General features: G+C 69.6%; 12 protein-coding genes. 5 read left to right on the top strand and 7 right to left on the bottom strand.

The features are described 5' to 3' along the window. The 3 genes from PO768_RS06555 to hepT form a co-directional block, all read left to right on the top strand. On the top strand, positions 1–2941 hold a 2941-nt coding region (locus PO768_RS06555), incomplete at its 5' end, for a DEAD/DEAH box helicase (protein ID WP_272645416.1). 4 nt (positions 2942–2945) lie between these two features. Then, positions 2946–3365, top strand: coding sequence for a type VII toxin-antitoxin system MntA family adenylyltransferase antitoxin (mntA, locus tag PO768_RS06550; RefSeq protein ID WP_262968685.1), 420 nt, complete (start codon positions 2946–2948; stop codon positions 3363–3365). Beyond that, complete coding sequence (gene hepT, locus PO768_RS06545; RefSeq protein WP_269839441.1) at positions 3355–3765, top strand: type VII toxin-antitoxin system HepT family RNase toxin; 411 nt, start codon at positions 3355–3357, stop codon at positions 3763–3765. Before mntA ends, hepT begins: the two co-directional genes overlap by 11 nt. Here the strand turns inward: hepT and PO768_RS06540 are convergent. Genes PO768_RS06540 through PO768_RS06515 form a run of 6 tightly spaced genes read right to left on the bottom strand, consistent with a single transcriptional unit; the run spans position 3737 to position 8442 of the window. Further along, entirely contained in the window at positions 3737–4636 is a 900-nt protein-coding gene (locus PO768_RS06540; RefSeq protein ID WP_272645415.1) for a pseudouridine synthase, read from the bottom strand. The two genes, hepT and PO768_RS06540, sit on opposite strands and share 29 nt — an antisense overlap. A 29-nt stretch (positions 4637–4665) precedes the next feature. Then, positions 4666–5580 (bottom strand): hypothetical protein, encoded by a 915-nt coding sequence (locus PO768_RS06535; protein WP_272645414.1) that lies wholly within the window; start codon positions 5578–5580, stop codon positions 4666–4668. Positions 5581–5583: 3 nt separating this feature from the next. Then, positions 5584–6915 carry a UDP-N-acetylglucosamine 1-carboxyvinyltransferase gene (locus tag PO768_RS06530; RefSeq protein WP_272645413.1) on the bottom strand — a complete coding sequence of 444 codons (1332 nt, stop codon included), beginning with the start codon at positions 6913–6915 and terminating at the stop codon, positions 5584–5586. Between the two features lie 54 nt (positions 6916–6969). Continuing rightward, the gene (gene trhO, locus PO768_RS06525) at positions 6970–7791 is read right to left on the bottom strand and encodes an oxygen-dependent tRNA uridine(34) hydroxylase TrhO (protein ID WP_272645412.1); all 822 of its coding nucleotides are present in this window, start codon (positions 7789–7791) and stop codon (positions 6970–6972) included. Positions 7792–7849: 58 nt separating this feature from the next. After that, entirely contained in the window at positions 7850–8251 is a 402-nt protein-coding gene (gene vapC / locus PO768_RS06520) for a type II toxin-antitoxin system VapC family toxin (RefSeq protein ID WP_137945509.1), read from the bottom strand. After that, positions 8248–8442 (bottom strand): type II toxin-antitoxin system VapB family antitoxin, encoded by a 195-nt coding sequence (locus PO768_RS06515; RefSeq protein ID WP_137945508.1) that lies wholly within the window; start codon positions 8440–8442, stop codon positions 8248–8250. Before PO768_RS06515 ends, vapC begins: the two co-directional genes overlap by 4 nt. Before the next feature lie 135 nt (positions 8443–8577). Here PO768_RS06515 and asd point away from each other — a divergent pair, with 135 nt between their 5' ends. Further along, positions 8578–9429 (top strand): archaetidylserine decarboxylase, encoded by an 852-nt coding sequence (gene asd / locus PO768_RS06510; protein ID WP_272645411.1) that lies wholly within the window; start codon positions 8578–8580, stop codon positions 9427–9429. Here asd and PO768_RS06505 read toward each other — a convergent pair. Next, positions 9419–11707 (bottom strand): putative bifunctional diguanylate cyclase/phosphodiesterase, encoded by a 2289-nt coding sequence (locus PO768_RS06505; RefSeq protein WP_272645410.1) that lies wholly within the window; start codon positions 11705–11707, stop codon positions 9419–9421. The two genes, asd and PO768_RS06505, sit on opposite strands and share 11 nt — an antisense overlap. 119 nt (positions 11708–11826) lie before the next feature. On the opposite strand from PO768_RS06505, the gene PO768_RS06500 reads away from it, so the two are divergent. Continuing rightward, positions 11827–12873: tryptophan--tRNA ligase (locus PO768_RS06500; RefSeq protein WP_272645409.1), on the top strand; the 1047-nt coding region annotated here is incomplete at its 3' end.

Raw genomic sequence — 12873 nt, 5'->3', positions numbered from 1 at the left:
GCTCTGGTTGGCGGCCCTGGTGGCCGGCGCGCTGCGACGCCTGGAGCTGGGCGAACCCCAGCTCGATCTGACCGGCCTGCCACAGCCGGCCAGCTTTCTGAGCGCGCCGCGCGAGCCCTGGCGCGATGCGCTGGCGGCCATCGTCGCACTGGACCGTAGCGCGGCGCTCCAGCCGGCGCCCGCGCCGACCGAGCTGGCCTGGCAGCTGACGCTGGACGGCCTGGGCCGGGTGCAGAGCGTGCAGGCGCTGGAGCGCAGCCAGGGCGCGCGCGGCCAGCTCAAGCTCAAGCCCGTGGGCTGGGCCAAGCTGAAGAAGTCGGGTGGCCACGACGCCCGCGACAACGCGGTGCTGCGCCATCTGGAGCGGCCGGCCTATGGCAGTACGCATACCTATCAGATCGATGTCACGCAGGCGGCGATCGCGCTGGTTGGTCATCCAGCCGTAATGTTCGCCGACGCGCCGGGCCAATGGGTCGAGTTGGTCGAGGCCCAGCCCGAGCTGGAGGTCTTGCGCCGGCCCGCGCCCGAGGGCGGCGAGCAGTTCGAGTTCCGCATCCATCCGCCGCTGAGCGCTTCCGAGCCGCCGCAACTGATCGACTGGCAGGGCACGACTTACGAGACCGAGATCGAGAAGCGCAACAGCCTGCGGGTGCTGCGCGACGGCCCGCAGCGCGCGCGGCTGATACGCATAGGCGCGCCGCAGCGCCGCGTCGCCGAGCTGGTGGCCCAGGGTTGGAAGGTGCCGGCCAGCGCCGGCGCCGAGCTGGGCGCGGCCTTGCAGGTGCTCAGCGCGCATTTCCAGCTGCACAGTGATGCAGCGGCCGGCCAGCTGGTCGCAGGCGACAGCCGGCTGCGGGCCCAGCTGATGCCGCAGGGCGAGGGCCTGCAGCTGCAGCTGGTGGCCCAGCCCTTCGGCGCCTTCGGCCCGGCCGTGACCCCGGGCCAGGGCCGCTCGCGCCTGATGTGCATGCACGAGGGCGTCAGCCTGGCCACCGAGCGCGATCTGGCGGCGGAGAGCGCGCACCGCGCTGCGGTGCTGGAGGCCCTGCCTTTTCTGGACCCCGAGCTAGGCCCCGAATCGCCCTGGCTGCTCGACGATGCCGAGCTGGCGCTGCGTGCGGTCGAGCTGCTACCGGGCCTGCCCGGCGTGGCCGCGCTGGACTGGCCCAAGGGCAAGCCGCTGCGCGTCAAACCGCTGGACAGCGCGAGTCTGAGCGTGCAGGTCAGCAGCGGGCGCGACTGGCTGGGCCTGGTCGGCGAGGCGCGGGTCGATGAGCAGCGCGTGCTGAGCCTGCAGCAGCTGATGGCGCTGACGCGGGCCTCGCGCAGCCGCTTCGTCAGCCTGGGCGAGGGGCAATACCTGGCCCTCAGCGAGCAGCTGCGTCAGCAACTGCGCGATCTCGATGCGCTGGCGCTTGCGAAGAAGGACCAGCTGCAACTGCCCCGGGCCGGCGCCAGCTGGCTGGACGAGACGCTGGAGGGCATGGCCGTCGAGGGCGACAAGCCCTGGCGCGAGCGCATGGATGCGCTGGCCGAGGCTGCCGCGCTGCAGCCGGCCGCACCGCCGGGCCTGCGCGCCGAGCTGCGCGGCTATCAGCTGGAAGGCTATGCCTGGATGACGCGGCTGGCCCATGCCGGCCTGGGTGCCTGCCTGGCCGACGATATGGGCCTGGGCAAGACGGTGCAGACCCTGGCCCTGCTGATCGCCCGCGCTGAACAAGGCCCGGCCCTGGTGCTGGCGCCGACCTCGGTCTGCGCCAACTGGCTGGCCGAGGCGGGAGTGTTCGCGCCGGGTCTGCGCTGCATGCTGTATGGCGAGGACGGCGAGCGCGCCGCCCAGATCGAGCAGGCCGGGCCGGGCGATATCGTGATCGCCTCCTATGCGCTGGCCCAGATCGATGCTGAGCGCTTCGCCGACAAGGCCTGGGCCACGCTGGTGATGGACGAAGCCCAGGCGCTGAAGAATGCCGCCACCAAGCGAGCCAAGTCGGTGGCCGAGTTCAAGGCCGGCTTCCGGCTGGCGCTGTCGGGCACGCCGGTCGAGAACCGGCTGGCCGATCTGTGGTCCATCATGAATCTGATCAACCCCGGGCTCCTGGGATCGGCGCCGCAGTTTCAGGAGCGCTTTGCCGGCCCCATCGAGCGCCAGCAGGATGCGGCGGTGCGAGCGCGTTTGCGCCGCCTGGTTTCGCCCTTTCTGCTGCGCCGGACCAAGGCCCAGGTCTTGCAAGACCTGCCCCCGCGCACCGAAATCGTCCATCTGGTGCAGCCCGGCAGCGAGGAGCGCAGCTTTCTGGAGGCGCTGCGCCGCCAGGCCCAGGAACAGGTCGAGCGCAGCGAAGGCAAGCCCATGCAGGTGCTGGCCGAGCTGATGCGGCTGCGCCGCGCCGCCTGCGACCCGCGCCTGGTGGCGCCGGAGACCGGCCTGGTCGGCGCCAAGATGGCGGAGTTCGAGCACATCGTGCAGGAGCTGGTGGCCGGCGGCCACAAGGCCCTGGTGTTCAGCCAGTTCACCGACTTCCTGAAGCTGCTGGCCGAGCGGCTGGACGGCATGGGCCTGGCCTACCAGTACCTGGACGGCAGCACGCCTGCGGCCGAACGGGCCAAGCGCGTCGCGGCCTTCCAGAAGGGCGAGGGCGAGCTCTTCCTGATCAGCCTGAAGGCCGGGGGCTTCGGCCTGAACCTGACCATGGCCGACTATGTCTTGATCGTCGACCCCTGGTGGAACCCGGCCGCCGAGGACCAGGCCATGGGCCGTGCCCACCGCATGGGCCAGCAGCGCCCGGTGACGGTCTACCGCCTGGTGACGGCCGGCTCGGTGGAGGAACGCATCATCGAGCTGCACCGCGACAAGCGCGGCCTGGCCGACGGCATCCTCGAAGGCCAGCACGAGGCGACGGTGCTGGACGCGAAGGCGCTGGCGGCGCTGCTGAGAGAATGAGGCCATGAGCGAATTCACGTTGGACTCTCAGCGGGCCGAGGCCTTGGTGAGCAGGCTGCGCACCGCCTTGCCGGGTCTGCTGGCGATCTACGCCTTCGGCAGCCGCGTGCAGGGCACGGCCGGGCCCGACAGCGACCTCGACCTGGCCGTGCTGGTGGCCGGTTATGCCGACCCGGTGCAGCTGTGGACCTTGTCGGGCGAGCTGGCCGAAACGGCGGCCTGTGCCGTCGATCTGCTGGACCTGCGCGCGGCCAGCACGGTGATGCAGTACCAGGTGCTCACCACCGGCCGGCGACTCTGGGCCGATGGCCTGGCCGCCGGCTTGTTTGAATGCTATGTGCTGAGCGAGAAGACCGAGCTGGATGCCGCCCGCGCGGGCCTGCTCGCCGATATTGCCAGGGAGGGCAGGGTCTATGGCCGATGACGTGCTGCTGAACAAGGCCGCGACGATAGAGCGCTGCGTGGCGCGGGCGCGCGAGGAATATGCGGCGGCCGGTGCCGGCTTCGCCAGCGATTTCACCCGCCAGGATGCCGCCATCCTGAACATCCAGCGCGCCTGCGAGGCTGCGCTGGACATGGGCCAGCACCTGGTGCGCCGCGAGCGTCTGGGCGTGCCGCAAAGCGCACGCGATGTGTTTGCCCTGCTGGCTCAAGCGGGATGGATCGAGCCCTCGCTGGCCGACGCGCTCAAGGCCATGGTCGGCTTCCGGAACATCGCGGTTCACGACTACCAGGCCTTGCTGCTGCCGATCACGGTGAAGGTGATCACCGCCCATCTGGACGAGTTTCTGCAGTTCAGCCGGGCGCTGCTGCTGCGGGGTTGAGTGTGCGCGTACTGCGGAAGCAGCGTGCCTGGCCGGTGACCGGATCGGTGAACGCGATCTCGCGCGCCAGCAGCTGCAACGGCCGGGTGTAGTCGGGCTCTGCCTGCTCGGGCAGCAGGACCGGATAGATGCGATCACCGACGATGGGCAGGCCTAGCGCACTCATCTGTGCGCGCAGCTGGTGCTTCTGGCCGGTGCTGGGCCGCAGCTCGTAGCGGGCCAGGCTGTCGCTCAGGCGCTCGAGCAGCGCGATATGGGTCTCGGCATTGGGCTCGCCGGCCACCTCCGCCATCTGCATGAAGGCATCGGCGCGTTCCTGCAGGCGGCTGCGGTAGCGCAGTGGCAGAGTCAAGTCTTGCCTGTAGCCAGCGATGGCCTCGTAGACCTTCTCGACCGCGCGCTCGCGGAACAGGCGCTGGTAGGCGTCGCGGTCCTGGGGTCGCACGGCGAACAGGCACAGGCCGGCGGTCTCGCGGTCGATGCGGTGAACGGGTGTCAGGGTCGCGATGCCGCTGAGCTTCTTCAGCCGCGTCAGCAGGGTCTGCTGCACATAGCGGCCCTTGGGTGTGACGGGCAGGAAATGCGGTTTGTCGGCCACCAGCAGCTGCTCGTCCTGGAACAGCAGGGTCTCAGCAAAGGGAATCTCCGGCTCGGCCGCCAGCTGGCGGTAGTAGAAGACGCGGCGCCCGGCGCGATAAGGTGTCTCGGGCGGCAGGGTCCGGCCCTGTTCGTCCAGCACCTGGCCGGCGGCCATGCGCACGCGCCAGTCGTCACGCGATACCAGCGGCAGACGCTCGGCCAGGCAGTCCAGCAGCAAGGCCCAGGGCCCCGGCTGCAGGGCCAGTGCGCTGGCGCTGATCCCGTCGAGCATGGGCAGAGCCGGCTTGGGTGGGCGGCTCATTATTCGATCTGCGGGCCGCTCCGCGCGCGCTCGTCCAGATAGCGCAGCAGGCGCTGCCGGTCCTGGGGGTCCTGCGTTTCGTGGCGCCAGCGTCGTATCCAGGCCTCTCGCTGCGGCTCGCGTGCGAGCCGGCGTACGGCCTCGTCGATGGCTTCGATGCGCTGGCGCCCAGCCGGGTTGCGGCTGCAGGAGGCATAGGACAGCGGGGGGCCGCCGACTTCGGCCAAGGGCAGCGCCACCAGGTCTGCACCGGCTTCGTTGTTGACATACTCATCGAGGCTGGCGCGGAACTCCAGCGTGTAGTCCATGCGCTTGGCTCGCAACATGCTCAGCAGATTGCCGGCGCGACCGGCCACCATGCGCGGCGGTGCCGCAGCGCCGGCCTCCAGCAACAGGCGGTCGATGGTGGCGTCATAGGAGCGGTCGCGCATCAGCAGGCCGCGCAGGTCCTGGCGTGCCAGCACGGCCGCCAGCGATACCGGTCGACCCAGGTCGGCCAGCAGCGGCAGGGTGTCGCGGCGCAACACCAGGTGCAACTGGTGCGAGGTCTGCCAGGGGAACAGCGGGGTGAAGTAGCGGTCGCGCAGGCGCTCCGGCGTGCGTTTGTGCAGCACCGAGCAGAGCGTCTCGCCGCTTTTGAGCATGGCCTCGTAGCGCGGCAGCGAGGCATCGAAGAACTGGTGGTGGTACTGCGGCAGCTGCTCGGACAGCAGACGCAAAAAGCCGGCCGACTCGCCGCCGGCCAGTTCCCGAGGCGAGTTGGGGACCGGGCCTGGCAGATAGCTGAAGTGCGGCGGCGCATGCTGGATGAACCAGCGGAGCGAGGCGGAGTCGCCTGCGGCCGCACCGCTACCGGGCAGTGACAGGACCAGTGCCAGGACCAGTGCCAGGGCCGGACGGCCACGTGTGCCCATGCCTCAGTCGCCGTCCACCCATTCGATGCGGGCCCCCAGGCGGCCGATGTTCTCGGCGAAGTGCGGGTGGGCGCGGCGGATCGGCGTGGCGTTGCGGATGGTGGACTTGCCGGGGATGCTGGCCGCCACCATCAGCAGCGCGATCGCGACGCGGATGATGTAGGGGCTTTCGACCTCGGCGGCGGCCAGCGGCTTGCCGCCAAAGGTGACCATGCGGTGCGGGTCGGACAGGAAGGCGTGGGCGCCGAACTTGCTGAGCTCCGAGGTCCAGCCCATCGCGCCGTCATAGACCTTGTTCCAGAACATCACGCTGCCCTCGGCCTTGACGCCCAGCGCGACGAAGATGGGCAGCAGGTCGACCGGCAAATAGGGCCAGGGCGCGGCCTCGACCTTTTGCAGGATGTTGCGGGTGAAGGGTTCCTTGACCTTGAGCTTGCCGTCCGGCGACAGCAGCTGCGCGCGCGACCAGCCGCCCTCGTGGATGATCTGCACGCCGAACTTGGCAAACGTGCGGTCGATCAGCGGGAACTGCTCGGGCGTCGAGTTCTTGACCTGCACATCGCCGCCGGTGATCGCGCCCAGGGCCAGAAAGGTGACGATCTCGTGGAAGTCCTCGGCGAAGGTGAACTCGCCACCCTGCAGCGCATCGACGCCGGTGATTGTCAGCTTGGACGTGCCCAGGCCTTCGATCTTCGCGCCCAGCATCAGCATGAACTCGCAGAACTCCTGCACATGCGGCTCGGAGGCGGCGTTCATCAGCGTCGAACGGCCATCGGCCAGCGCGGCGCAGAGCACGAAGTTCTCGGTGGTGGTGACCGAGGCGTAGTCGGTCCAGTGACTGTTGGCGCGCAGCTTGCTCGCGCCGCTGTCCCCAGGATGCCCCACCTGCACCAGCAGGCCATCGCTGTGGCGCTCGACCGCAGCGCCGAAGCGCTCGAACACCTCGACATGCGGGTCGATCTCGCGCGCGCCCAGGGTGCAGCCCTTGACATCGTCCTCGATACGGGCGGCACCGAAGCGCGCCATCAGGCCCGGCACCAGCATGATGGAGCTGCGCATCTCCTCGGGCAGGCGGTCGACGGCCGGGTCGAAGTGCGTGTCGCGGTGGTGCACATCGAGCACGCCGGTCGTGAAGTCCACCGCCACCGTGCTGCCCAGGCTGCGGAACACCTCGAGAATCTTTTTGACGTCGGTGATCTCGGGCACGCCCTTGAGCCGGATCGGCTGCTTGCTCAGCAGCGTGGCGCACAGGATGGGCAGCACCGCGTTCTTGTTGGCCGAGGGAGTGATGCGGCCCTTCAAAGGGGTGCCGCCGTGGACGATCAGATTGGACATGGGGCGCGGGGGCTTTCGACTGCGGGCAAGAGGGACGGAAACTGGCGCCGATTATCAACCGTCCGGGTCCAGGCGCTTGGCGCGCGCCAGCCGCCACGGCGGCTCCTCGGCATAGACCTGCTCGGCACTGGTCGCGGTTTCCTGCAGCCGGGTGTCGATCGCGATGCGCTTGTCGAACACAAAGCATTCGCCCTGCCAATCGGCTTCGGGCTCGGGCATCGATTGGAAGTAGTTCAGGATGCCGCCGTCGAGCTGGTAAACCTGCAGACCCTGGTCCTGCATCCAGGCGGCGGTTTTTTCGCAGCGAATGCCGCCGGTGCAATACATCGCGATGGTCTTGCCCTCGCGCTTCCAGGCCTCGGCATACTCGTTCACATAGGCCGGGAAATCGCGGAAATGCGTGACCGCCGGATCGATGGCACCAGCGAAGCGGCCGAGCTTGAACTCGAAGCTGTTGCGGTTGTCGAGCACCAGCACATCGGGCCGAGCCAGCAGCTCGCGCCAGCGCGCCGGTGCCACATGGGTGTCGGGTCGCTCGGGTGCCGGCAGGCCGCTGACGCCCGGCACACCGAAGGCAACGATCTCCGGCTTCACATGCACCTTGATCAGCGTGAACGGCCGGGTCGCGCAGGCGCTGTGCTTGAACACCAGGCCGGCGAAGGCCCCCCCGAACAGTGGGTCGCTCTGCAGCGCCGCCTCGAAGGCTTGCAGCACGTCCGGCTCGCCGGCCACCGCGCCGCTGATGCCTTCGGCCGCAACCAGGATATTGCCGCCCAGCCCCACGGCCACCAGCTCACGCAGCCGCGCCGCCACGCCCTCCGGGTCGCTCAGCGCGACGAAGCGGTAGAAGGAGCTGTGGATTTCGGTGCAGGGCATGGATGGGGTAGAGGCAGGACGGAGGAAGCGCGCCGCCAATGGTAGCGGGACCGGCCGTTCAGACCCCGCAATGCACCACGCGCAGGCCGAGGTGCTCTTCGAAGGCGTCGAAGTCGCGGTCGCTGTGAAGCAGCACAAGCCCATCGGTCAAGCAGCGTGTGGCGATGATCACGTCGATCGTGCCGCGCACCGTCACCCCGCGTGCACGCAGCTTGCGGAAGTTGCGCGCCGCCTCCACCGCCGTGTCTTCTCCACAGAGCGAGACCTGCTCCAGCCGGCCAAGCAGGCGACGAGCCTCGTTGAAACCACGCTCATCCTTGAACCCGCGCAAGACCTCCGCCAGGATCAGGTCGCCCATCACCAGGCTTTCATGGCCGAGATGACTGTCCAGCCACTCGGCCTGCGGTGTGGGCTGGTTGCGGAAGAAGTCGATCCAGACGCTGGAATCGACAAGAATCATGCGTCCCGCCTCATCGCGTCAAGATCGCCCTCCCACTCGTACTTTCCACGCAGCTTGCGCAGCTCGGTCTGCTGTTTCAGCCGGAGCAGGGTCCGCAAACCCAGTTCCACAGCCTCACGTTTGGTCTTGATGCCGGTCGCCTTCAGCGTTGCCGTCATCAGCTTGTCGTCAATCACGATATTGGTGCGCATGAGAGGCCTCGTCTTCGGGTGGCGTACACATCATACAGAAATTGATACACACCTGTCGGGCGGCGAGCGACGCCCAGCTTCGAGACCACGCCCCCTACAATCCCGCACCTTCCGAACTGAGCTGGGGTATTTCCCGTGTCCGACCGTCTGGCCGTATTGCCGCAGTACCTGATGCCCAAGCAGGCGCTGACCCGTCTGGCGGGCCTGTTTGCCTCGGCGCGCCTGGGTGCGCTGACGACGGCCGTGATCCGGCGCTTTGTCGCGCGTTATGGGGTCGATATGGCCGAGGCGGCCGATCCCGATATCGCCAGCTACGTGAGCTTCAACGATTTCTTCACCCGCGCGCTCAAGCCGGGGGCGCGGCCGCTGGCCGATGGCCCGCTGATCTGCCCGGTGGACGGCGGCATCAGCCAGTTCGGTGCGATCGCCGGCGATCAGATCTTCCAGGCCAAGGGCCACGGCTTCTCGACCACCGCCCTGGTCGGCGGCGACGCGGCGCTGGCCGCGCAGTTCCGCGATGGCTTCTTCGCCAATCTCTACCTGAGCCCGCGCGACTACCACCGCATCCACATGCCTTGCGACGGCCGCCTGACGCGCATGATCCATGTGCCCGGCGCGCTGTTCTCGGTCAACCCGACCACGGCGCGCGGCGTGCCGGGCCTGTTCGCCCGCAACGACCGGGTGGTCTGCGTCTTCGAGGGCGAGGCCGGGCCTTTTGTGATGGTCCTGGTCGGCGCCACCATCGTCGGCTCGATGGCCACGGTCTGGCATGGCCAGGTCAATCCGCCGCGCCCCGGCCAGCTGCGCGAGTGGGCCTATCCCGAGGGTCAGGTCGTGCTCAAGCAAGGCGTGGAGATGGGCCGCTTCCTGCTTGGTTCCACCGTCGTGATGCTGTTCCCGCAGCGCCAGGCCCTGGACTTCAATCCCGGCTGGCAGCCGGGCGGCGCGATCCGGCTCGGCGAGCTGATGGCCCGCACTAGGAATTGAGCGGCGGATGGAGGTCGACAAAGCGCCGCAGCAGCTCGGTGGCGCGCTCGGCCGATAGCGGCCGGCTCAGGTAGTAGCCCTGCAGCTGGGTGCAGCCCAGCGCCTCGACGGCCATGGCCTGCTCCTCGGTCTCGACGCCCTCGGCGATGATCTCCAGCCCCAGCGAATGGCCCAGCGCGCAGGTCGCCTGCACCACCGCGCTGGCGTCCTGGCGCGGCAGCGGCTCGATCATGCTGCGGTCCAGCTTCATCGCATGGATGGGCAGCTGGCGCAGCATGGTCAGCGAGGACTGGCCCGTGCCGAAGTCGTCCAGCGCGCACAGCACGCCGGCCGCGCGCAGCCGCTCCAGCTGCGGCAGCACCCGCTCGACATGGCCGATCGCCGCGCTCTCGGTGATCTCGATCTGCAGCGCCGCCGCCGGCAGGCGCTGGCGCTCCAGCGCGGCCAGCAGCTGCGGCACGAACTCCGGATCCTCGAACTGCAGCGGCGAGACATTGATGGCCACCGGCAGCAGCCGGCCGAAGCGGTCCAGCCACTGGCGCAGCTGGGCGGTCGCGATCGCGATGATCAGCGTGCCCAGCGCGCGGATCTGGCCGGTGCGCTCGGCCGCCGGGATGAACTCGGCCGGGCTGACCGGGCCGATGCCCGGCCGCTGCCAGCGCACCAGCGCCTCGAAGCCGCAGAGCTCGCGCGAGACCGCCAGCATCTTGGGCTGGTAGTCGAGCCGGAACTGGCCCTCCTCCAGCGCCCGCGAGAGCGCCTGCTCGGCCTCCATGCGGGCCTGGGCGGCGCGGTTCATCGCCGCGTCGAAGAAGGCGTAGGTGGCGCCGGCGCGCGCCTTGGCCCGGTGCATCGCCGAGTCGGCGGCGCGCAGCAGGCCGGGGCCGTCGGCCGCGTCCTGCGGAAACAGCGCCACGCCGACCGACATATGGACGAACAGCTCGGCCCCGTCGACCGCGAAGGGCCGCTCCATCAGCGCCAGCAGCCGCTCGGCGAAGGCCAGCGCCTCGGCCCGCCCCGGCGCCCCCTCGACCAGCATCACGAACTGGTCCTCGCCCAGCCGCGCCACCGTCGCGTTGTGGGGCAGCTCGGCGCACAGGCGCTGCGCTATGCCCTGCAGCAAGGCATCGCCGACCGCATGGCCCAACGACTCATTGATCAGCTGGAAGCGGTCCATATCGGCCGAGACCAGCGCGAACGGCGGAGCGCCCAGCCGCGTCAGCTGCTGCAGGCGCTCGACCGCGAAATTGCGGTTCGGCAGCGCGGTCAGCTCGTCGTGCAGGGCCTGGCGGCGCAAGGCTTCGAGAGCGGCCTGGCGCTCGCTGTCGTCAACCATTACCAGCAGCTCGGCCGGCTGGCCGTCCCAGTCCAGATGGCTGGACAGACCGCGCACATGGAGCAGCCGGCCGTCGAAACCCAGCCGCGGCCCCTCCCATTCGATGCGAGCCTGCGGGTCGGCCAGCACTGCGCGATGGCGCTGCCGCGCAGCCTCGCGCAGATCGGGCGAGACCAGCTCGGCCAGCGCGGTCTCACCGGGCCGGTCGCGCTCGGGGTCGTGGCCGAACATGCGTCGCGCCGCCGGGTTGGCGTAGACGACCCGGTAGTCCTGCAGCACCACCAGGCCCTGCAGCGAATGCTCGGCCAGCCGGGTGAAGCGCTCGGCCTGGCGCCGTGCCTGGCCATGGGCACGGCTCACCGACAGCAGCATCAGGCCCAGGCCCAGCGCCGTCTGCACGATCAGGCCCAGGCTGTAGGTGATGACCGAGCGGCCCTGCGGGTCCAGCAGCGGGCCGGTCGCGTGCACCAGGGCCACCGCGACGAAGCCGGCGCTGACCCAGCGCTCCAGCCCCTGGCTGGCGCGCCACAGAATCGCCGCGCTGGCCAGCGCGCCCAGGCCCAGCACCAGCGCGCCCATCAGCACCGCCTGGCTCATCTCGCGCGAGCCCAGCGCCGCCAGCACGCACATCAGCAGCACGAAGCCCGGCAGCCATTGCATCAGTCGCAGCCGCCGGCCGCGGTAGTCCAGCGCGCCGGCCAGCTGCAGCAGCTGCGAGCCCATCACCGCCGCCGAGGCCGCGAAAGCCTGCAGATTGCGCGCCGCCCCCGGCTCGAACAGGTCCTGCAGCAGCGGACCGCCGCCCAGGCCCAGGGCCAGCAGAATCCAGCTCCAACCCCATTGCCGCACATAGCGCAGGCTGCGTTCCTGCCGCCACAGGAGCAGCAGCGCGCCGCCCAGCATGGCGAGCAGTGCGGCGCTGACCAGCAACAGAGGTGTCATCGGGGTGGACGGGTGTTTTGGCGAATCCTAAGCCGAGCGCGGCGCGCTTGCTGGGAGAATAGGCGGCAATCCGAGCGACTTTGTCTAATCCGGCCCACACCCGACCCCCGATCACCACCATGACCCTGCGCGTTCTGACCGGCATCACCACCACCGGTACCCTGCATCTCGGCAACTCTGTCGGCGCGGTGCGCCGCGCCATCGCCGCCAGCCGCGAGGCCGGTGCCGAGAGCTATTTCTTCATGGCGGACTACCACGCGCTGATCAAGTGCGACGAGCCCGGCCGCATCGAGGCCTCGCGCCTGCAGATTGCTGCCACCTGGCTGGCTGCGGGCCTGGACACCGAGCGCGTGACCTTCTATCGCCAGAGCGATATCCCCGAGATCCCCGAGCTGACCTGGCTGCTGACCTGCGTCACCTCCAAGGGCCAGATGAACCGCGCCCATGCCTACAAGGGCGCGGTGGACGCCAATGTGGCGGCCGGCGAGGACGCCGACGCCGGCATCACGATGGGCTTGTACAGCTACCCCATCCTGATGGCGGCCGACATCCTGATGTTCAACGCTCACCGCGTGCCGGTCGGCAAGGACCAGGCCCAGCACATCGAGATGGCCCGGGATGTAGCCCAGCGCTTCAACCATCTCTTTGGCGACGGCCAGGACTTCTTCGTGCTGCCCGAGGCCAGCATCGACGAGGAGATGGAGCTGCTGCCGGGCCTGGACGGCCGCAAGATGAGCAAGAGCTACGACAACGTGATCCCGCTGTTCGAGGGCGGGGCCAAGGGTCTGCGCGAAGCCATCGCCCGCATCGTCACCGACTCGCGCCTGCCCGGCGAGCCCAAGGAGCCCGAGGGTTCGCACCTGGTGCAGATCTACGACGCCTTCGCGAGCCCCGCGCAGCGCCAGGCCTTCCGCGAGGCGCTGCGCGCCGGCCTGGCCTGGGGCGAGGCCAAGCAGCAGCTGTTCGAGCTGATCGACGCCGAGATCGGCCCGATGCGCACGCGCTACGAGGCCTTGATGGCCCACCCAGAGCAGATCGAGGCGGTGCTGATGGCCGGCGCCGCCAAGGCGCGCGCCCAGGCCGCGCCGCTGCTGCAGCGCCTGCGCGAGGCGGTGGGCCTGCGCCGCTTCCGGCCGCTGGCCGCGCCGGTGCAGGCGGCGACCAAG

Source organism: Paucibacter sp. XJ19-41, from assembly GCF_028462495.1.
GTDB lineage: Bacteria > Pseudomonadota > Gammaproteobacteria > Burkholderiales > Burkholderiaceae_C > Roseateles_E.
This window is presented reverse-complemented; position numbering and strand designations above follow the sequence as displayed.